The organism is Pinibacter aurantiacus (assembly GCF_019130065.1).
GTDB lineage: Bacteria > Bacteroidota > Bacteroidia > Chitinophagales > Chitinophagaceae > Pinibacter > Pinibacter aurantiacus.
The window spans coordinates 387,745-409,565 of the sequence record NZ_JAHSPG010000006.1; the positions used below are offsets into that span (position 1 = coordinate 387,745).

The 21,821-nt window shown below is 43.2% G+C and carries 15 protein-coding genes; 10 read left to right on the forward strand and 5 right to left on the reverse strand.

The annotated features are described in order from the left end of the window. The first annotated feature begins 59 nt into the window (after nt 1-59). Both KTO63_RS10960 and KTO63_RS10965 read left to right on the forward strand, forming a co-directional pair. Nucleotides 60-1,655, forward strand: a complete 1,596-nt coding sequence (locus KTO63_RS10960; RefSeq protein ID WP_217791318.1) for a DUF5123 domain-containing protein — start codon at nt 60-62, stop codon at nt 1,653-1,655. 169 nt (nt 1,656-1,824) lie between these two features. Then, nucleotides 1,825-3,189, forward strand: coding sequence for a pectate lyase family protein (locus KTO63_RS10965; RefSeq protein ID WP_232373127.1), 1,365 nt, complete (start codon nt 1,825-1,827; stop codon nt 3,187-3,189). Between the two features lie 451 nt (nt 3,190-3,640). Here KTO63_RS10965 and KTO63_RS10970 read toward each other — a convergent pair whose 3' ends face one another. Next, nucleotides 3,641-4,675, reverse strand: a complete 1,035-nt coding sequence (locus KTO63_RS10970; protein WP_217791319.1) for a LacI family DNA-binding transcriptional regulator — start codon at nt 4,673-4,675, stop codon at nt 3,641-3,643. Nucleotides 4,676-5,018: 343 nt separating this feature from the next. Here KTO63_RS10970 and KTO63_RS10975 point away from each other — a divergent pair, with 343 nt between their 5' ends. The 5 genes from KTO63_RS10975 to fbp all read left to right on the forward strand — a co-directional run bounded on the left by KTO63_RS10975 (nt 5,019) and on the right by fbp (nt 13,336). Then, nucleotides 5,019-6,662 (forward strand): glycoside hydrolase family 28 protein, encoded by a 1,644-nt coding sequence (locus KTO63_RS10975; RefSeq protein ID WP_217791320.1) that lies wholly within the window; start codon nt 5,019-5,021, stop codon nt 6,660-6,662. Between the two features lie 21 nt (nt 6,663-6,683). Next, entirely contained in the window at nt 6,684-8,609 is a 1,926-nt protein-coding gene (locus KTO63_RS10980; RefSeq protein WP_217791321.1) for a glycoside hydrolase family 88/105 protein, read from the forward strand. A gap of 351 nt (nt 8,610-8,960) precedes the next feature. Then, entirely contained in the window at nt 8,961-10,403 is a 1,443-nt protein-coding gene (uxaC, locus tag KTO63_RS10985; protein ID WP_217791322.1) for a glucuronate isomerase, read from the forward strand. A 2-nt stretch (nt 10,404-10,405) separates the two neighbouring features. After that, a complete protein-coding gene (locus KTO63_RS10990; protein WP_217791323.1) occupies nt 10,406-11,977 on the forward strand; it encodes an MFS transporter in 1,572 nt (523 codons plus the stop codon). Between the two features lie 363 nt (nt 11,978-12,340). Next, entirely contained in the window at nt 12,341-13,336 is a 996-nt protein-coding gene (fbp, locus tag KTO63_RS10995; RefSeq protein WP_217791324.1) for a class 1 fructose-bisphosphatase, read from the forward strand. 411 nt (nt 13,337-13,747) lie between these two features. Here the strand turns inward: fbp and KTO63_RS11000 are convergent, their stop codons facing one another. The 3 genes from KTO63_RS11000 to KTO63_RS11010 form a co-directional block, all read right to left on the reverse strand. Next, complete coding sequence (locus tag KTO63_RS11000; protein ID WP_217791325.1) at nt 13,748-15,400, reverse strand: UxaA family hydrolase; 1,653 nt, start codon at nt 15,398-15,400, stop codon at nt 13,748-13,750. A gap of 11 nt (nt 15,401-15,411) precedes the next feature. Beyond that, complete coding sequence (locus tag KTO63_RS11005; RefSeq protein WP_217791326.1) at nt 15,412-16,920, reverse strand: tagaturonate reductase; 1,509 nt, start codon at nt 16,918-16,920, stop codon at nt 15,412-15,414. 263 nt (nt 16,921-17,183) lie between these two features. Beyond that, the gene (locus KTO63_RS11010) at nt 17,184-18,203 is read right to left on the reverse strand and encodes a WD40/YVTN/BNR-like repeat-containing protein (protein WP_217791327.1); all 1,020 of its coding nucleotides are present in this window, start codon (nt 18,201-18,203) and stop codon (nt 17,184-17,186) included. A 318-nt stretch (nt 18,204-18,521) separates the two neighbouring features. Between KTO63_RS11010 and KTO63_RS11015 the strand changes: the two genes are divergently transcribed. Then, entirely contained in the window at nt 18,522-18,803 is a 282-nt protein-coding gene (locus tag KTO63_RS11015) for a hypothetical protein (protein WP_217791328.1), read from the forward strand. Between the two features lie 183 nt (nt 18,804-18,986). Here the strand turns inward: KTO63_RS11015 and KTO63_RS11020 are convergent, their stop codons facing one another. Further along, nucleotides 18,987-20,003: a YncE family protein gene (locus tag KTO63_RS11020; RefSeq protein ID WP_232373128.1), complete on the reverse strand. Its 1,017-nt coding sequence runs from the start codon at nt 20,001-20,003 to the stop codon at nt 18,987-18,989. A gap of 197 nt (nt 20,004-20,200) precedes the next feature. Between KTO63_RS11020 and KTO63_RS11025 the strand changes: the two genes are divergently transcribed. Next, nucleotides 20,201-20,830 carry a DNA-3-methyladenine glycosylase family protein gene (locus tag KTO63_RS11025; RefSeq protein WP_217791329.1) on the forward strand — a complete coding sequence of 210 codons (630 nt, stop codon included), beginning with the start codon at nt 20,201-20,203 and terminating at the stop codon, nt 20,828-20,830. 132 nt (nt 20,831-20,962) lie between these two features. Further along, nucleotides 20,963-21,709, forward strand: coding sequence for a glucose 1-dehydrogenase (locus tag KTO63_RS11030; protein WP_217791330.1), 747 nt, complete (start codon nt 20,963-20,965; stop codon nt 21,707-21,709). Nucleotides 21,710-21,821: the final 112 nt, after the last annotated feature.

Here is a 21,821-nt window from a genome sequence, read left to right on the forward strand (position 1 = left end):
ATTAAAGCCTAACACAACCTACAATTGTCGACTGATTTTTCCTAACAAAAAACTCAAACATGAAACAAAGAATATTTAACCTTCTATATATCGGTGCAACGGCTCTGGCTGTTGCCAACCTTGCGTCTTGCGATAAAACCGGCGGTTTTCAGGACCCTTCGTTTTCACGCATGTTCATGCCTAACTCGGCATTGAAAGCAACAACAGATGCTACTACAGCTACGTTGTCGTGGGGAGGCTCATTGTATAATGATACTGCAGCAAATAAAATCTACTATGTGCTTCAACTCGCGTCCGATGCAGCCTTTACAAGCATTGTGCGCACAGACACAACAACAGCGCTTAACAAAAAGTACACAGATGCTGATCTGGCTGTGAAGAAAGATTACTATCCGCAGGTGAAAGTGCTTGGAGTAAATGGCGCCGGAGACTCACAGTGGTTGAAAGGAAACAAGTTTTCAATACTCGGAGAAAATCTTTTCATTACACCATCCGGTGGAGATATTCAATACTACACGGCAATACTTCGTTGGAGGCACCAGGATGGCCTGACAAAAGTGACCATCACAAATAACGGAGCGTCTGTTGATTCATTAATATCTGCGGACACATTATTCTTGAGAAACTTAACTCCCAAGACAACTTATACCGCTGAGCTTTTCAAAGGAGCAACGAGCAAAGGAACAATGACCTTTACTACGAAAGACGCGGGCATGTTCACCAAGATTATTGACCCTTCCGCAAGCTTAAGTACAGAGATAACAAACGCAAGTTCCGGTGCCGTATTAGGTCTGATGGATGGAACATATGATTTGGGTGCTGGTTCTTCTGGTTTTGCTGTTACTGGTAAGAATATCACGATAGCTTCTGTTTCAGGCGCTTCCACTAATGTTACAATATTAAATGCCGATTTTATTCTGAAGGGAGCCGGTGCTGGAATTAAACTATCTGGTCTTACATTGTCCGGACCAGCCAAAGGCTATGTTGTTGACATTGCAGCTGACGCAACTGGTGTTGGCGACATTACGCTTGAAAATTGCAACATAGTATTTCCATCAGGAGGATTTGCAATTGTGAGAGCAAACAGAGGCGCCACAACAATGGGTACGCTTACCATTACTGATTGCGTGGGGATTGGGTTGGGCCTTAACGACAACTACGGAATTGCAATGATGGACAAGATAAAGTTCGCTGCTGTTGTTATTAAGAATAGTACTTTCAGTGGCTTCAAAAGAAATATAGTAAGTGCCCCGACCACTCTTGCCGGATGGGCAGCACCTATCACCATCGATAAGTGCACGTTTAATTATTTTGGAGGAGGAAGTAAGGCGGCTGTTGCCGATTGCGGAGCAAACAATTTAACGCTGACAATTAAAAATACGATTCTGGCCAACACTCCGCTGAACCTGGAAACGGTATTAGCCGCTGCGATTGTTTCCTCTACTAATACACCGTCTTTAAGTAAAGTATTTTATTTTAATTGCAATACCGGGGGAGCAACATCTGGACCACTCACCTGGCCCACAGGTGCTGCAGCAACAACTGACATTTCATGGACTTCAACAACAACTGATTTCACTTTGCCAGCCGCTTCATCATTAAGAACAGCGGGAACGGATGGTGGTTGTGTTGGAGATCCCCGTTGGGCAAAATAGAACTAGTCGTTAGTTTATAGTTGTTGGTTGTTTGAGTTCAATTCTGAGCATTCATCATTAAAGCTCAACAACCAACAACTATCAACTAACAACCAAAAGAGAAACCCCTTAACCCCTATATCCTAATGCCCTCTACTTACTTTTTTGTAGGTCAAAAAACAATTAGGACATGATCCGTAAACCAATGATGCTAGTACTTGCCTCGGCCGTTTTAACGGCCGTTGCATGTACAGCACAACAGCCAGTAATTTCAGCAACAGACAGAGCAATCGCATTTCCGGGCGCGGAAGGTTTTGGTAAATACACGACCGGAGGCCGCGGTGGCAAAGTTTGGATCGTTAACAATTTAAACGATGCAGGTCCCGGCAGTTTGCGTGAAGCAGTAGAAGCCAAAGGGCCGCGTATCATCGTGTTCGCTGTTTCCGGTACCATCGAACTAGCTTCAAAACTCGCTATCAAAAATGGTGACATGACCATTGCCGGACAATCAGCACCGGGAGATGGCATTTGCCTCAAAAATTATTCGTTCGTTATAGAAGCCGACAATGTAATTGTTCGCTACATGCGCTCGCGCCTTGGTGCAGAAAAACACCAGGAAGATGATGCAATGGGCGGCACAAGGCAACACAACAATATCATCATCGATCATTGCTCTGCGAGTTGGTCAGTTGATGAAACGGCTTCGTTTTATCACAACAGAAACTTTACCATGCAATGGTGCATCGCTGCTGAAAGTTTAAACAACTCTGTTCATTCAAAAGGCGAGCATGGTTACGGTGGTATCTGGGGTGGAGAAAGCGCAACGTTTCATCACAATCTGCTCGCAGATCACAAGAGCCGCAATCCTCGTTTCAGTGGTTCGGCCACCACACCCAATGACCCGGATGAGCTCGTTGATTTTCGCAACAACGTAGTTTTCAACTGGGGCGAAAACAGTAGCTACGGCGGAGAAAAAGGTTCTTACAACATGGTGTGCAACTATTATAAACCCGGCCCTGCAACAAAAGGAAAAATTGCGGATCGGATCGTTCAACCCTGGAGCCCGCTAGGCAAGTTTTATGTTTTCGGAAATGTTGTTGAAGGCAATGCTTCCGTTTCAACCGACAACTGGAACGGCGGTGTGCAAACAGTTAACCTCGATTCTGCAAAAGCCTTAGCACCTTTAGAAGTTGAAAAGATTAAATATACTTCCGCCAAAGAGGCTTACGCAGCAGTGTTGAAATATGCAGGTGCGAACAAATTTCGCGATGCTGCTGATCAGCGCGTGGTTGAACAGGCAAGAACCGGCAAAGCAACTACCGGAAAAAATAGAAATGGCATCATCGATTCTCCTGCCGATGTCGGCGGCTGGCCCGAATTACATTCTCTTCCTGCACCAACAGACAGCGATAAAGATGGTATGCCGGATGAATGGGAAACTGCGCATGGCCTGAATCCGAACAATGCTAATGATGCGGCAGCTTATACGGTGGACAAACAGTACACGAATTTGGAAATGTATTTGAATGGGCTAGTTGCGGGAATAACTGAGTAACTGAGTAACTGAGTAACTGAGTAACTGAGTAACTGAGTAACTGAGTAACTGAGTAACTGAATAACTGAAGGGTTGCCTACAATCGACCATCTCGCATCGTCATTGCCCGCCCGGATGAATCCGTTCGGACGGGCGAGCCACTGTGCTATCTGGTTGCTTGAATAATTACAGCGTATGTGCATCAAGGTAAGCGTGGCGAAGCAATCTCGATTTGGGTGTCCCTGATTGCTTCACCCGTCGCTAATTTCGACTTTGCCTTAAGTAGTTCCATCATTCAATCTCGGCTTGGGCTCGCAATGACGTGCAACGACAAGCATTGTTCATCTATATTCTCCTGTTGAAGAGTGCGACGCAACGGATGCCCAATCAAGGAACAACCGTTGATGATCCAAAATAAAAAAGCGTTTCGCGAAAACGCGAAACGCAATAATTTTCAACTTTCAACAGCCCTCTATTTCTTCCTCTCACTCGACTCTCTTACCACGAGCTCTGCGGGCAAAACAAAGTTTTCGAAATCTTTATCGGGGCGCTTGGCTTCAATTACTTTTAACAGAAGTTCAGTAGCCTTTTTGCCCATTTCAAAAGCCGGTTGTTTAATCACTGTCAGTGCGGGTTGCAGAAGATCTGCGTTTTCAGAATTGGAAAAGCCGACCAATGCGATATCTTCCGGTATCCTCATTTTTCTTGACTTGAAATAACGCAGTATTCCCATTGTCATCGTATCAGATCCGGCGAAGACAGCATCTGGTTTTTTCTTTTGTGCAAACAACGCATCCATTTCACGTTCAAGCTCAGCGTAATCCTGGCCGCCATGTTCACAATACCTGATCAGCTTTTCATCGATGGGCACATTATGATCTTGCAATGCTTTCTTATAACCACTCAATCTTCCCTGTGCAATAAACGAGTGTTCGGAAATATTGATATTGGCAATGCGTTTAAAACCATTTTCAATCAAATGTACAGTGGCATTGTAGGCGCCGGTAGAGTTATCAATAATTACTTTATGTGTGTCGATCTCATCCACCACGCGGTCGAAAAAAACGATCGGTAGGCCCTTGTTGTGCAAACTTTTCAGGTGATCGAAGTTGGTTGTTTCCATCGAAACAGAAATCAGCAAACCATCGATAGAGCGGGAGGCAAGGTAGTTCAGGTCGATTACCTCGCGTTTGTACGATTCATGGCTCTGCGAAATGATTACGTTATAACCCCTGTCGTAGGCGATGGATTCAATGCCATTGATGATCTGTGAAAAGAAGCTGTTGGCGATCTCGCAAACCACCACCCCAATAGAGCGGCTTCTTTTTTCCTTTAAACTTAATGCAATAGGGTTGGGCCTGTAGTTGTGTTCTTCAGCATAGGCTCGCACAAGCTTTTTCGTCTCCACACTTATCTCGTGACTGTCTCGCAGGGCACGTGAAACGGTTGAAGTAGAAAGGCCAAGGGCTGTAGCAATATCTTTTATAGTAATAGCTTCAAATCTCATAGTTCATTCGTCTGTCGGATGGGATGAAGATAGGGAAAAATGACGGCAATGTAAAATGTTGATTATTAGGTGTTTGAAAGCGTCTCTCGGATATTCAAATAACTGAATAACTGATTAACTGAATAACTGAATGTTTTTAATGAGTTTTTCACTTCGTCTTTCAACCACTCAGTTATTCAGTTAATCAGTTATTCAGTTATTATTCACCCGATAACGATTGCGTAAAAAAATATCTCTATCACCGTTGCCGTAAAAGAATATATAAGTAGCATTGTATGTAAGGATCAATAAATTAAGGCTTCATATCTCGTAACGATCTTATTTCGGAACTTAACTTGTCATAATGAAAATACGGCCAATACTAGGTTTGACTATTGCTTCATTTCTTGTTGCCGCTGGTGCAAATGCACAGAAAATGCCTGTGGTGCAACAACCCTCTTTCAAAAAAGATACATTTAACATCGTACGCTATGGCGCCATTGCAGATGGCATTACCATTAATACCAAAAGCATTAACGATGCCATTACTGCCTGCAATGTTAAAGGTGGTGGAGTTGTGTTGGTTCCGGAAGGCTTGTGGATCACGGGGCCTGTGGAAATGAAAAGCAATGTGAATCTGCATGTAAAGAGTGGTGCTATTCTACAGTTCACCAACGATCTTTCTCAATACAAAATAGTAGAAGGTAACTGGGAAGGACAACCGAACGCCCGCAATCAGTCGCCGATCTCCGGAAAGAATTTGCAAAACATCGCCATTACCGGAAAAGGAATCGTTGACGGCTGGGGAGATGCCTGGCGCATGGTGAAGAAAGACAAACTTACAGGTTCGCAGTGGAAACAACTTACTGAATCTGGCGGCATAGTAAGTGAAGACGGCAAAACATGGTATCCATCTCAAAGTTCAGTGAAAGGCTCTAAAACAAAAGATGCCGGGGTGTTGGCAAATGGTAAAACAGTCAAAGACTTTGAAGATATCAAGGATTATCTGCGTCCTAATCTGCTCGTATTGGAAAGTTGCAAAAAGGTGTTGCTGGAAGGGGTGACCTTTCAAAATTCACCGGCATGGTGCCTGCATCCTTTGATGTGTGAAGATTTAACCGTAAGAGATGTGTACGCAAAAAATCCATGGTACGCACAAAATGGCGATGGTATTGACGTGGAATCATGCAATCGCGTTTTGATTGAGAACAGCACTTTTGATGTGGGTGACGATGGCATCTGCGTGAAATCAGGCAGAAACGAAGCAGGCAGAAAAAGAGGCATGCCTACACAAAATATGATCGTTCGCAATTGCATAGTATATCATGCCCACGGCGGTTTTGTGATAGGCAGTGAAATGAGCGGCGGTGCAAAAAACATTTACGTAAATAATTGTTCATTCATCGGAACAGATATCGGCCTTCGTTTTAAAACAACAAGAGGTCGCGGTGGAGTAGTAGAGAATATCAATGTTTCAAACATCAACATGAAAGACATCATGGGCGAAGCTATTTTGTTTGACATGTATTACGAAGCAAAAGATCCGGTTCCTTTAGCGGGAGAAGTGAGGAATGCTCCTGCGGTAGAACTGATTCCGGTTACTGAAGCAACGCCACAATTTAAAAATTTCAACATCAGCAACGTGGTGTGTAATGGCGCATCCAAAGCGATCTTCGTAAGGGGGTTACCTGAAATGCACATTCAAAATATTTTGCTGAAAGATGTTACCATCACTGCGAAAAAAGGCATTCAAATTGAAGAAGCGACCAATATAAAAATGCAGAACGTGCATTTGTCAATCGCAGCAACCGATGCGTTGGTGAACATTCAAAACAGCAAGGATATTTCATTCGATAAATTATCAACGTTGAAACCGACAGAAGTTGTTTTCAACGTGACGGGTACTCAATGCGGCGAAATTCAATATGCAAATTCTACACTGCCTTTCAATAAACAATTCGCGGCATTCAATGCAGGTGCGTCAGAAAAATCGTTAATTAAAAAATAGGTTGTTCCCAACATTGTCAATATGAAAAGAGCATTAGCAACAATATTTTTAGGACTTGGCTCAGTAGCTTTTTCTCCTGTAAAGTCACAGACGACACAGCTTTCATGGTCACAGCGTGCTGGCAATACCATTATGCAGGCATGGCCGGATTCATTGGTGAAAGAAGGCGCACATGAAGCAAGGTGGACATACGATCTTGGTGTAATGTACGAAGGACTGAGAGGCTTATGGTACAATACCGGCAACGGAGACTATTTCAAGTTCATTGAAAAGCGCATGGACTTTTTTGTAAACAATGATGGAAGCATTAAAACTTACAAACAAGACGAATACAATATTGATAACATACTGCTCGGCCGTTCCGTCCTTACTGCGTTCCGTGTTACTGATAAAGAAAAGTATTATAAAGCAGTGGTTAATCTACGCGAGCAGTTGAAGTCGCAACCACGTACAAATGACGGAGGCTTCTGGCATAAGAAAAGATATCCTTACCAGATGTGGTTGGATGGTCTGTACATGGGTGAACCTTTTTATGTTGAGTATGCTGCTCAGTTCAATGATACTGCCGCTTTCAACGATATTGCGAAGCAATTCATTTTAATGGAAGAGCATTCACGTGATAACAAAACAGGCTTGATGTATCACGGTTGGGACGAATCAAAAGAACAAAAATGGGCAGATAAAACTACCGGCAGATCACCAAATTTCTGGGCGCGTGCAATGGGTTGGTATGGTGCAGCATTGGTTGACGTGCTGGAAACTTTTCCTGTCAACCATCCGAAACGTAAAGCATTGGTTGATATTTTAACAAGATATGCTGCTGCCATACAAAAAGTACAGGATGCAAAAACAGGTTTGTGGTGGGATGTGTTGGACAAGCCAAATGTAAAACCCAACTACTTTGAAGCTTCGGCGGCTTGCCAGTTTGTATATACTTACGCAAAGGGTGTTAGATTGGGGCTGCTGCCACAGTCCTATCTTTCTGTTGCGCAAAAAGGATACAAAGGCATTCTTGCCGAATTTGTAAAGAGCGATGGCAAAGATGGTATGTATCTCGATGGAACGGTGAGTGTGAGCGGTCTTGGCGGAAATCCATATCGCGATGGAAGTTTCGATTATTATATGAGTGAAAAAGTGGTGCGCAATGATCAGAAAGGTTTGGGTGCTTTTTTACAAATGAGCAACGAAATGGATATCGCGGCAATGCCAAAACCCGGCAAAGGAAAAACTGTATTGCTTGACAGTTATTTCAACAACGAAGCAAAGAAAGATGCGGCGGGCATTACGCGTCCTTTCCATTACAAATGGGAGGAGTTGAGATATGAAGGGTTTTCTATTTGGGGACATACTTTCAAATCTGCAGGTGCAAGTCTCGCAACTTTAAATGTAGCGCCAACTGCTGCAAATCTTAAAAAGGCCAATGTTTACATCATCGTTGATCCGGACACAAAAGCGGAAACAGCAAGTCCAAACTACATGGACGAAACGTCTGCGCAAAACATTTACAACTGGGTAAAAAATGGCGGCGTATTGGTAATGATGATGAACGATTCTGCAAATACAGAGTTTGCGCATTTCAATATACTGGCAGATAAATTCGGCATTCATTTTAATCCGGATCTGCGCAACCATGTAATCGGCAATGCGATTGAACCAGGTATAATGACCATTCCTGCAGGCGATAAAATTTTTACAAATACCAAAAAGGTTTACCTGAAAGATATCTGTACAATGACATTGAAAACGCCTGCCAAAGCGCATTTTACCGATAAGGGCGATGTAATAATGGCAGTAGCCAAAGTGGGCAAGGGGACTGTATTTGCCGTAGGCGATCCATGGTTGTATAATGAGTACACCGATGGAAGAAAACATAATGACGATATCAACAACTACGCAGCAGCAAAAGACCTTGCTAAATGGTTGTTGCAGGAGGCACCTGCGAAGTAGAGCTTAGAGCTCTGCGAGGCTTGTAGCCTCGCAGCAGTATTCTGTTGTCTTTGACAATATTTAAAATCGCCGGAGGCGATAAAATAGGCCTCCGAAGCTGGAAGCTTCGGAGAGCAGGGAAGATTGAATATTCGAATGTTAAAGGCAAATTAGAACATTGGGAAACGGGGCGAAGCGATCTCATGCTTCGAGTGTTTGTGATTGCTTCGCTGCACTCAAGGTGTGTGACACATGTCGAAGTAGTCGAACCTCGTAAAAGTGCGCTCGCAATGACGGTGCTGCACTTTGGATCTGGGGTCCAGCGAGTTTAAATAAAAACACATTTCAGCGAATAAAAGATAACGTAAGTGTATGAAACAATTTTTGAACGAAGATTTTTTATTGAGCAATAAGACCGCTCAGCGCTTATACCACGATTTTGCAAAGCAAATGCCAATCATAGATTATCATTGCCATTTGCCACAGCAGCAGATTGCAGAGAATAAGATTTTCGAAAACCTTACACAGATATGGTTGTACGGTGATCACTACAAATGGAGAGCAATGCGCACAAATGGCATTGACGAAAGCTATTGCACAGGTGCAAGAAGCGATGAAGAAAAATTCCAGCAATGGGCCGCAACAGTTCCTTACACTTTACGCAATCCTTTATATCACTGGACGCATCTTGAATTGCAGCGCTACTTTGATGTGCATGAAATATTAAATCCGGAAACAGCAAAAGCAATTTATGAAGAGTGTTCTGCAAAATTGAGAACGCCGGATTATTCTGTTCGCAGTCTGATGCGCAAGATGAACGTGAAACTTGTTTGTACAACAGATGATCCTGTAGACGATTTGTTTTTTCACAAACAATTGTTGAATGAAGGTTTTGAAATAGGCGTGAAGCCTGCTTATCGCCCGGATATGGCAATGAACATTGATGATCCTGCTGCGTTCAACAATTACGTAGCAAGATTGGAAAAAGCGGCTGATATGTCAATTGCTACTTACGATGATCACATTGAAGCTTTGAAAAGCCGTCACGATTACTTTGCTGCCAATGGTTGCAGCGTATCTGACCACGGCATCGAGCAGATATACGCAGAAGACTTTACGCCTGCAGAGATCAATGCGATCTTCACAAAAGTGCGCAGCGGTAAAAGAGCTGATGAATTGGAGATCAGGAAATTCAAATCTGCCATGCTCATTGCATTTGCAGAATGGGATCATGAGAAAGGCTGGGTGCAACAGTTCCACCTCGGCGCATTGCGTAACAACAACAGCCGCAGATTGCGTGAACTGGGCGCAGATACCGGTTGGGATTCTATCGGTGATTTTGCACAAGGTCGCGCATTATCAAAATTCTTAAACAGACTCGATAACAATAATACACTGGCGAAGACAATCCTGTACAACTTGAATCCAGCTGATAACGAGTTGATGGCAACAATGATCGGCAATTTCAATGATGGTTCTTCGGCAGGAAAAATTCAGTGGGGCTCGGGCTGGTGGTTTCTTGACCAGAAAGACGGCATGACAAAACAATTGAACGCGTTATCCAACATGGGGCTGCTGAGCCGCTTTGTAGGAATGTTAACCGACTCAAGGAGTTTCTTGTCTTACCCTCGCCATGAATATTTCCGCAGAATAATGTGCAACCTGTTTGGTGAAGAAATAGAGAACGGTGAACTGCCAAACGACATAGCCTGGGTGGGAAAGATCATCCAGGATATTTGCTACAACAATGCCAAAGAGTATTTCAACTGGCAGCATCTTGATGTAAACAAAACAGCAACCGAAAAAGCATTTTAATAATGTATTCCAACGACGATACAGCCGTAGTAGAGAAAAAAGTAGCAGTGCAGGAACCTGTACAGCAAAAGAAAAGCAACTACAGGTGGGTAATTGTAAGCTTGCTTCTTTTTTCAACCACGATCAATTACATGGATAGAAATGTGATTGGTTATTTGAAAGACTATTTCTGCTCTCCCGTTGGCTTTGGCTGGTCGGCGAAAGATTTTTCTTTCTTAACGTCAATCTTCACCGCATTTTATGCAGGATTCACATTGTTTGCCGGTTTTATCATGGATAGAGTGGGAACAAAAAAGGGTTTGGCCTTTTCGTTAACGCTATGGTCGTTTGCGGGAATTAGCAGTGCATTTATGGGCACGGGGCTTTGGTTGCACAACGCGGCCCGGGCCATTTTCGGCGCCGGTGAAGCTGGAAACTTTCCGGCATCTATTAAAACAGTAGCAGAGTGGTTCCCCAAAAAAGAAAGGGCATTGGCAACCGGAATGTTTAACTCAGGCGCCAATATTGGCGCTATGATTTGCGCAATAATAATTCCCATGATCCTTTCTGCATGGAATCCCGCAGAAGGCAACTCGTTATTTTTTGGCATTTTTCACGGTTGGCAAATGGCGTTTATTTTGACCGGGCTGGTTGGTTTTATATGGCTGATTTTTTGGAAAAAGTTTTATGGTACTCCGAAGCAAATGTTGGAAAAAGGAAAAGTCAGCCAGCAGGAATATGATTATATAAACAGCGAAGCAGAGACCCCTGCAGATCCTACTGTTAAGAATGACGCGGTAAAAGCAAAGTGGTACAAAATGCTTTCTTACAAGCAAACATGGGCCTTTGTAATCGGCAAATTTTTAACAGATGGCATTTGGTGGTTTCTTATGTTTTGGTTGCCAACATACATAAGCCAACAGTTTTGTGTTGGCATGGCTCCGGATCAGGCAAAACACACAGTAATGCTCTCCACTTTTATTGTGTATGGCATTGCAATTATCGGGTCGATATACGGTGGTTCAATACCAATGACATTTATGAACAAAGGTTGGCACGCCTATAAGGCCCGTATGACGGCCATGTTAATAATTGCATGTGCACCTTTATTGCTATTGACTACTCAATGGATGGCTGGCTATGGTATTGTTGCTGCGGTTACCATAATAAGCATAGGTGGTGCCGCCCATCAGGCATGGTCCGCAAATTTATTTACCACGGTTTCGGATATGTTTCCTAAGAAAATGGTGGGTAGTATAACCGGGATCGGCGCCGCTGCGGGTGGATTGGGTGGTGTATTTATTCAGCTGTTGGCCGGAAGTTTAGAAGACTCCTACCGCATTAAAGGTGCTCTTGAAGCCAGCAAGGCCGGATTGATAAAAGCTACTGATGCACTGCCATTGGAGAACATCAAAATAAGCAATTTGAAAGATGTTTTAGTTAATCCAAACATGCTTGATCAGGCAAGACATTATATTTCATCCAATGTTTCGGTTGCATACGGAATTATGTTTGGCATTTGCGCAGCGGTTTATTTAGCAGCATGGATATGCATGAAACTGCTAGTGCCGAAGCATAAGCCAATCGCAGGGTAGTTGAGAGTTGAGAGTTGAGAGTTGAGAGTTGAGAGTTGAAAAAGATAATCGTTAAAGATACATGGTAATAGTATTTTATGCTGAATCTATAACTACAAAGAACTCTCAACTCTCCACTTTCCACTCTCAACTACTTCCGGTAACACTAGCATAATACGTGACCACCGAATCACCCCGGATTTTATTCGTATCTTTCACATTAGAAAAAGCAGCGCAGCAACTTCTTTAAGGAGGGGGCTGCACCATCTTATTTATCCCAACGTTTACTATGCAGTTTTTCGATGCTTGCGAAAACCACAGTCATCTATGAACTGAACCTAACAACGAACAACCAATAACTAACAACACACTAATTGATTAAACATGGAAGAATCCCGTATTGCAACGCCCATAGGGACTACGTTGGACAGGTTCATTAAGAACAATCAGGAAAATTTTAAGTATGCAACAGGTGAATTGTCGCAGTTGTTGCGTGATATTGCCCTCGCTTCAAAGGTGGTGAACCGCGAAGTGAGCAAGGCCGGTCTTGTTGACATCATCGGTACATTGGAAGCGCACAACAGCGGTGGTGAGCAGCAGAAAAAACTCGACGTTCTGGCGAATATCCGTTTTACACGTGCGTTGAAAAAAGGAGGAGAGGCATGTGCGTTGATCTCGGAAGAAAACGATTCATACGAAGAGTTGAACAGAGACGGCAAATATATCATTGCCATCGATCCGCTGGATGGATCGTCAAACATTGATGTGAACGTTTCCGTAGGAACAATCTTTTCTATCTATCGCCGCAAAACCGAAGTTGGAACACCTGTACAGGAAATAGATATTTTGCAGAAAGGCACCGAGCAGGTTGCTGCGGGTTACGTGTTATATGGTGCATCCACCATGCTGGTATTTACAACCGGGCACGGTGTGAACGGCTTTACTTACGAGCAATCTCTTGGTGAATATTTTCTTTCAAACGCTGATATAAAAATTCCTAAAGACGGTAGCATTTATTCCATCAATGAAGGTTTGTCAAAGGACTTTCTGCCATCGGTCGCGTCATACATTGACTGGTGCAAAGAGCAGTCTTTTAACGCGAGATATGTTGGATCACTTGTGGCAGATTTTCACCGTAACATGTTGAAAGGCGGCATTTATATTTATCCTGCCACTACAAAAAAGGCTGAGGGAAAACTGCGACTGATCTACGAATGCAACCCGCTTTCTTTCATTACAGAACAAGCTGGCGGCCTTGCAACTGATGGCAATGGAAGAATTATGGAAATTCAACCAACGACCTTGCATCAGCGTTCTCCCTTCTACGTGGGATCAGAAAAGCTTGTGGAGAGAGCGAATGCAGGAAGCAAAGTGAAATAACTGAGTAACTGAATAACTGAGTGAACCCTCGACGTCATTGCGAGCCGGTGGAGAGGATTGTTCAAATAAATAAGAGAATATCGAAGTTCAGCGAGTGGCGAAGCAATCTCATTAAATTGAAGACTGCCTCGCCGCCTTGCTTTATGCGTGCACTTTGTACTTACGCAAACTCTAAGATTGTTCCGGCTCTTATTCACCACTAAGACACTAAGGGCACTAAGTTTCACTAAGGCATTCTCTTAGTGCGGCTTAGTGTACTTAGTGCCTTAGTCGTATTCTCTGAGACGCGAACCGTCTTTCTGTTATTTTTCACACAGGGACTTTAAAGTGCCAAGCATAAAAAAATGACTGAATAACTGACGAAAGGTCGCCCTTCACCATCAGTTATTCAGTCATTCAGGTATTCAATTATTACAAAGAAATCCCTCTCTTCCAAGGAATAAAATCATCCTGTCCGTGTTGTACCGCTGCTACTTCAATGTCGCCGCTGGCAACGCCAATTACGTATTCCAGGATTCTTTCACCCGCCTGTTGAATTGTCTCTTCACCTTCAATTATTGATCCTGTATTGATGTCGATGATATCGCGCATTTTATCAAACAATGCAGTATTGCTGGAAAGTTTAGCAACCGGTGTAATCGGGTTTCCTGTTGGCGTACCGAGACCTGTTGTAAACAACACGATGTTTGCGCCAGACGCTACTTCCGCAGTAGTAGACTCGACATCGTTGCCTGGAGTGCAAAGAAGGTTAAGGCCCGGTTTTGTTACTCTTTCTGTATAATCCAACACATCTACCACCGGAGAAGTTCCGCCCTTTTTTGCGGCGCCTGCAGATTTGATCGCGTCGGTGATCAAACCATCTTTGATATTGCCCGGTGAAGGATTCATGTCGAATCCCGAGCCAACTGCAATTGCTTTCTGGTTGTAGGTGCGCATGAGATGTGAGAAACGTTCAGCACCTTCCGTTGTTACACATCTGTCGCTCAGGTTTTGCTCAACGCCGCATAATTCAGGGAACTCAGATAAAATTACGGAGCCACCAAGTGCCACCAACAGGTCGGAAGTGTATCCAATTGCTGGATTTGCAGAAATGCCGGAGAATCCATCCGAACCGCCGCACTCAAGGCCTATGCAAAGTTTGCTCAACGGAGCCGGTTTTCTTTCTACTTTATTTGCTTCTATTAAGCCGGCAAATGTTTGTTTCAATGCAAGTGATAAAAAGTCAGACTCTTTACCCACTCTTTGTTGCTCCAAAATGAAAAGTGGCTTATCAAAATCAGGAATGCGTTTTTGTATTTCTTCCTGCAAAATGCTTACCTGTGCGTTCTGGCAACCCAGGCTCATGATAGTTGCGCCTGCTACGTTCGGGTGCGTAATATAGCCCGCCAGCAATGCACACAATGCCTGTGCATCCTGTCTCGTACCTCCGCATCCACCTTCGTGCGTTAGGAATTTTACACCACTAACGTTTTTGAATAAACGCTGTGACTTTTGCTTGCTGTAATCTGTTTCGATATCTGCCTGCAAAATATCTTCAACGCTTTTGCCTGACTTGTATAATTCAATTAATTGTTGAGACTGGTTTTGATAAGTTACGTTTCTTCCATAGCCAAGATCATTTACCAGCGCTTGTTGCAGCACCTGCAGGTTTCTGTTTTCACAAAAAACCATCGGAATTACCAGCCAGTAGTTTGCAGTGCCTACGCTGCCATCTTTACGATGAAAGCCATTGAATGTGCGGTCCGCAAATTTTGATACATCCGGTTTTACCCAGTTGGTTTTTCTTTCACCAGTAGTAAAATCACTGGATGCATGTTTTATGTTGCCGGTGGTGATCAGGCTTCCTTTCGCCAGTGCTTCCTGCGCCTTGCCCACAAGAACGCCATACATGAAAATGGAATCTCCGGCTTTAAGATCGGCGGTGAGAAATTTATGCTTTGCTGCTACGTCATTTTGTAAAGTATAAGTGTCGCCGTTGAAAGAAATGTTTTCACCTTTTTTCAAGTCGGTCAATGCTACTAATACGTTATCGCTATCATGAACTTTTAAAACTCTTTGCTTCATTGCTACTCCTTCTATTTTACTGTTTGCAGAGAAGAAAGTGAGGCCATAGCTCCCTGCTGTTGAATGTCATAAAATTTTTCAGTTACTGCCTCTTCAAAACCTGCGAGTGAGGAAAGATCTGCATCCCAAAGTTCGGTATTGCGCAAAACATTTGCAATTACCTGCTCCGGCGCATTGTTTTGCCATTGCTCATAAAAATATCCGGCTTTGTCATCGTTGATGTGGTATTCAACTCCGTTGTGCGAACCGTAATATTTCTCGCCCTCTTTTTTCACCGGTTTAGTAAACAAAAGATAGGCAGCAAAACCAAGTGCGTAATGTTGCGGCACGTTGTTGAATAGTTTATAATACTGCTGCAATACAGGAATGGTGCGCATTTTCAGCTTCGACGTGTACTGCATGGTAATGCTCAGCCATTGGTGCTGTATGAATGGATTTCTGAAACGGTCGAGCACTTGCTTGCCAAAATCCTGCGCTGCATTTGCTGACAAAGTGTAAGGAATAGCAGGTGCTATTTCGTTCAACATCAATTCGCTGATGAATGTAGATAGTGCCTTGTTTTCCATTCCTTCACGCACAGTCCCTACACCGCTCAGGTATGCAAGCCCACAGCTAAGTGTATGTGTACCGTTTAACAAACGAAGTTTTAATTCTTTGAATGTTTCAATATTGTCAGCGATGATCACGCCTTTATCTGCTTGCGCAAAAGACAATACTTCTTTTACTTTCTCATCACCCTCAATTGCCCACAAGCGATAAACCTCGCTCATGATCAGTAGGTCGTCTTTATAACCCAGTTCTGTTTCAAAGCCTGCAAGTATATCTGCTGCAGGTTTGCCCGGAACGATTCTGTCCACCAGGGAATTGCAGAACCTGTTGTGTTGTTGCAACCAGTTGATGAAAGAAGGCTCCAGTTGATTGTATGCCGCCAGTTCCAGCAAAATAGCTTTCAGTTTTTTGCCATTGTCAGTGATCAGTTCGGTTGGCACGATCACCATGCCGCTTTCTGCGCTGCCATTGAACGTTTGGTAACGCTTGTATAGAACCGCTAATAATTTTGCAGGGAAAGAAGATGGTACACCTTCCGTAACGCTTTCCTTTACCAGCTGTATACCAACTTCTGTTGTGTTGGAAATAATGATCTGCAGTTGAGGATTGTTCGCACATTCCAGAATTTCCTGCCATTGTTGTTTGGCAGAAAGTACGCGACTGATAGCAGAAGCAATGATGTTTTCTTCTACTTTCTGTCCGTCTTCAATACCTCTAATGCAAAGTGTATATAGATTATCCTGTTTGTCAAAAGCATCTGCACCGCCGCTATCCGTAGATTTTACCACCACAATACGTCCGTTGAAAATTCCGTTGCGGTTGGCTTTGTCAATAAAATAATCAGGAAGGCCGCGAAGTAAAACGCCGGTTCCAAATTGAAGTACTTTTTCCGGCAGGGAGAAAATTTTGTCCGATGGCTGCTGTATGCCAGCAGGCAAGCTGTTCGTTAACGTGTTTTTTGAGAGCTGCATTGTTGCTATCTTTTTTAAATCTGTGAAAGCCTGATAGTCAGCGTCCTCCACAGAAAGATTTGAATATCAAACCTACGAAAAGTAGCGAAAAACGGGATGAATATTTACTCCAACGATTGCGTAAAGCTGCTATAGAAAGGAACGCCCGCCTGAATGACGCAGTCGGGCAGGCAGATTTTCAAGATTGTCATGATTTGAGATGATTTTTTTATCCTCAACGCCTAACGCTGATGCCCTACGCGTTCTACGTTGGGCGTTAAGCGTCATTTCACCTTCAATTTTATTATCCCAAAATTACTAAACGAATAACCGATGGCATCAGAAGGAAAACTCACATCAGTGATCATTGTGCTTTGTTTTATGTCGCTTGTGCCATTCCATGTATCACCGCCATCGTAGGTGCAATAGATGGAGCCGTAATTATAACCGAAATCGCCACCGGAATAATTGCCCCGCCCAAATGCATAGCCGGACTTTTCATTCATGAAACGAACGCAGTAAATTTCGGCAGGAGAGTTTGGCAATGCGGCCCAGCTTGTTCCTCCATCAGTTGATTTCATGATCTTGTCCGATCCGGATATGTACACTGTATTGCCCAATGCAGCCACGGAGTACAGCGTCTGGTTGATATGTTGATTAACCTGTTGCCATGTAATGCCGCCATTGCTGGTTGTAAGAAGTTTGCCAAAAGAGCAGGCGATATAGCCTTTTTGAGTGTCGCTAAAACTAACGTTCACCATTTGGCCGCCCAGATTGGGCACTTCGTATTCGCTCCAGGATTGACCACTGTTTTCTGTTTTGAAAACCGTATTGCCGCCCACACAAAAGCCGAGCGTTTTGTTTACAAAATAAACCGATGATATTTCAAGCCATTTTGTACTTGAAAATATTTTGTTCCAGGTTTGTCCGCCGTCGGATGTTTTTAAAATAATACCGCCGGGCGGGATACAGCCAGAGCCGTTGCAAGATGACGAGCCGCCAACTGCATAGCCGGTTTGGGAATCGGTAAAACACAAGCTGTAAAGCGGAAGGTCAGTGTTGGATGACATTTTTGTCCATGTTTTCGCAGAATCTGTTGTTTTATAAATGGCGCCGGTACCGGTAGCTACAAATCCATCTTTTTCGGTAGTAAAAAAAATGGCTGAAATGCCTGTGAAATCGGGACGTGTGAAGGTTGTATCAAGGCAAAGTGTTGCGGGTTGCTTGCTTTGTTTTGAAGAATCATTCTTTTTGCAGGATAGCAGGCAGGAAAGGGGAACTATAAAGAGAAGTATTTTTCTCATTCAGGGGCTTTACTGTTTGACCCGTAAGTGTTAAGAAACGTTGCACAATACCTGTTTTGGTTAAATATTCGCAATATAAAAATGTGTAAAAAGCTTTCAATGTTTGCAACTGCGAAATGTTATTCCTCGTCTCAAAGAAATTAATTTAAGGAAGCTTGATCTGTATGGTAATCGGCCCTTTTTAGTAAATGGAATGTCCTTTTAGTGATGCGGTAGAGCCTCAAGTGAATTAATCTTGCATTAGTAACCAGCCCAATATTTAATTGGAGCAAGTATATCTAAGTAAACGTCATTCGAACTATCGTAAACTCTTTACAAATGAATTTATTCGACTTAAGAATTAGTATTGTCTGGTTTTTTCTAAGCTTTGTTATTTTACCTTTTGCTGGCTTTATTTTCAGAAGTATTCAATTGCAAAAGAAGGAACGGCGCATTAAGGACCTGGAAGAGGAAATGGTTACCAGTCACGCCGAAATATTGGCGTTACAAGCGCAGCTGGCAATTCGCAAAGACGACTCCATAAGAACGATGGCCATCGAAGGAAGTCGCCAATTTGCCAAAAATGCAAGTAAGGGAAAATTAAAAGTTAGCACAATGTAAGCTCCTCAAATCTTTTTAGATAGACAAAGAGCCTTCTCTAATCGGGAAGGCCTTTTTGTTTATGTAAACCGTTGGCGACCGGGCAGGCATTGCCGTGAAAGGAAAAATTGCTCTTTCTAAAATGTCTAAAAAAAATAAAGCGCTGATAAGACTATCAACGCTGATTTTCCATGTGTTACGGATCTATTTATTATATACCAAAATTTGAAAACTTCCTGGTACCATCGGTGGACGTTTGCCCTCGTGCGGACCTGGCACAAACTCTGCGGTCGGTAAGTAAATAGCGTGTGTTGCCTCGTCGATGGCTATTGTTCTTGCACCTTTTTTGGTGGTAACAGTATTGATGACTTCAAATGAATTTGTCGACTTTTCTTTAATTACCGTCATCGTGCCATCTTCTCCATTTGACGTGAAAATTGTTTTGCTTTCGTTGTCGAATGCCACACCGTCGCAGCCTTCGCCGATTGGAACTTTCGCAATTGTTTTACCGTTTGTTGCGTCTATTACCATCAGCAGTTTGTTATCGCAACCGGCAAAAAGTCTTTTTGATTTATTGTCAAAAGCAAGCCCTGTAGGCTCTTCGCCTGGCGCAATGCTCCATTTTGTCTCTACCGACATTGTCTTGAGATTGACAACCGCTATTTCACTTTTGTCTTCAATATTTACAAATACTTTTCCTTCTCCATCGCTTACCGCTGTTTCAGGTTTGCCAGCAAGTGCAATGGTTGCAATGACTTTGTTGGATTGCGGGTCAACAACGGACAGGTCTTTGCTGCGACCATTGCAAGTGATGATTTTTTGGGAGAACGGTTCAAAAATAATGGCATCGGGATTTTCACCCACCTGGATTTGGTTGGTAATATTGTTGGTGGCGAGATCAAATACTGTAATGCTATTCAGTTTGCCATTGCTTGTAAATCCTTTATTGAGTGCGTTCGCAAATGCGATGCCGTGAATGCCCGTAGTATTGGGAATGACGCCAATCGAATCACCTGTGGTCTTGTCGAGGATATTCAACTGGGTTCCGTGGGAGACATACAGTTTGTTATTGTTAACTGCCAGGTAATCCCAGCCACCGGCGCTTGCAATGTGAAATGTTTTGGAAAGATGATACGGCTTGTCTTGGGCGTGGATATTATTGATCAACGCGGAGCTCAGCAGAAGCCCGGTTGACAGCGATAAAATTAATTGCCTTGTCATAGAAATAATGATGTTGAATGGGCCGCAAACGTATCGGTCAATTCTGTAGAAAATTTGTAAAAGCCGATGTGGAGAGCAACCGGTAACAATTTGGTAACGGCACTGTTTAACCGGGTTTTTAAATTTAATTTTTGACTTTTTACTTATCCCTAGGTCGTTTAACCAAGTCTGTCTATTTTTATTCATAGACTATTTTCATGTATCCAACATTTACTACGGGCAATTTTAAGAAGATTTGTAAGCAACTGGCGCTGATGGATGAAGATCTGAAATTGGTGTTGGACACATACGGCTATCCGCCGCTGTGGTCGCGGCCAAATACTTTTGAAAGCCTCGTGCACATTATTCTTGAGCAGCAGGTTTCACTTGCATCGGCATTGGCGGCACTGAATAAACTGAAGGAAAAAATAAAGGACATCACACCCGAGGGGGTTTTGTTGTTGACGGACGAAGAGCTGAAGGCAAGTTATTTCAGCAGGCAAAAAACTATTTATGTAAGGCATTTGGCAGAGGCCATTCAAAACCGTAAACTCGATTTGCTTGCGTTGGAAAAATTGTCGGACGACGAAGTGCGTGAGCGACTTACAAAGCTAAAAGGCGTGGGCGACTGGACGGTTGATGTTTATCTCATCTTCATTCTGCATCGCGCAGACGTGTTTCCGATGGGCGATCTGGCGGCAGTGAATGCCCTGAAACAAATCAAGAAATTGCCAAAGGACACGTCCCGCGAGGAACTTGCGGCAATCGTCTCCAACTGGCAGCCGTATAGAACTGTGGCTACGATGGTGCTGTGGCATTGGTATTTGTCGGTGAGGAAGAAGAATTAATAATTAATAATTAAAAATTAATTAAGACAGCACCGAAACCATGCTTGCAACTCTGCGATGTTTTTTGGAACTTGAAGACTCTATGCTTTTGTGCATATGTCCCTTCTTAATTATTAATTATTAATTCCAAATATGAGCAGATTACAAAATAAAACAGCTGTTGTTACAGGTGGCGGAAGCGGAATAGGCTTCGCTACTGCAAAAGAATTTATTGCAGAAGGAGCTAAAGTCGTTATTACAGGAAGAAATAAAACAGAACTGGATAATGCAGTACAGGAGTTGGGGGCCGGCGCATATGCGGTTGTGGCCGATACTTCTAAAGTGGATGCGATCAAAACGCTGCGACAGGAGGTAGAGAAAATATTTCCATCGCTGGATGTGCTTTTTATCAATGCGGGCATTGTAAAGTTTGGTAACATAGAAACTGTTACCGAAGAAGTTTTCGACGAGCAATTCAATACAAATTTTAAAGGGGCCTATTTTACCATACAGCAATTATTACCGTTGTTCAAAAGCGGAGGCTCCATTATTCTGAATACGTCGATCAATGCACATATCGGAAGGCCCAGCATTTCTGTTTATGGCGCCACGAAGGGAGCGTTGCTTACACTCGCCAGGAATCTTTCTGCTGAACTGATGCCGCGAAAAATAAGGGTGAATGCGATTAGCTCCGGACCAATCAATACACCGCTTCACAGTGGGAAGGGACTTACAGAGGAGCAGGCTATACAATATCGCAAAGATCTTATTGCGCAAGTTCCATTGGGGCGTTTGGGTGAGCCATCTGAAATTGCAAAAGCAATTATGCTTTTTGCATCAGACGAAGCTGCATATATTATAGGTGCGGAGATTTTGGCTGATGGCGGAATGTCTTTGTAGGAATAACTGAATAACTGAATAACTGAAAGAGATGCTTCACATCTCAAAAAACACCACTAAGATTCTGTGTTAACCACCAAGTCTAAGTTTGATTAAGTTTTTATAATTTTGT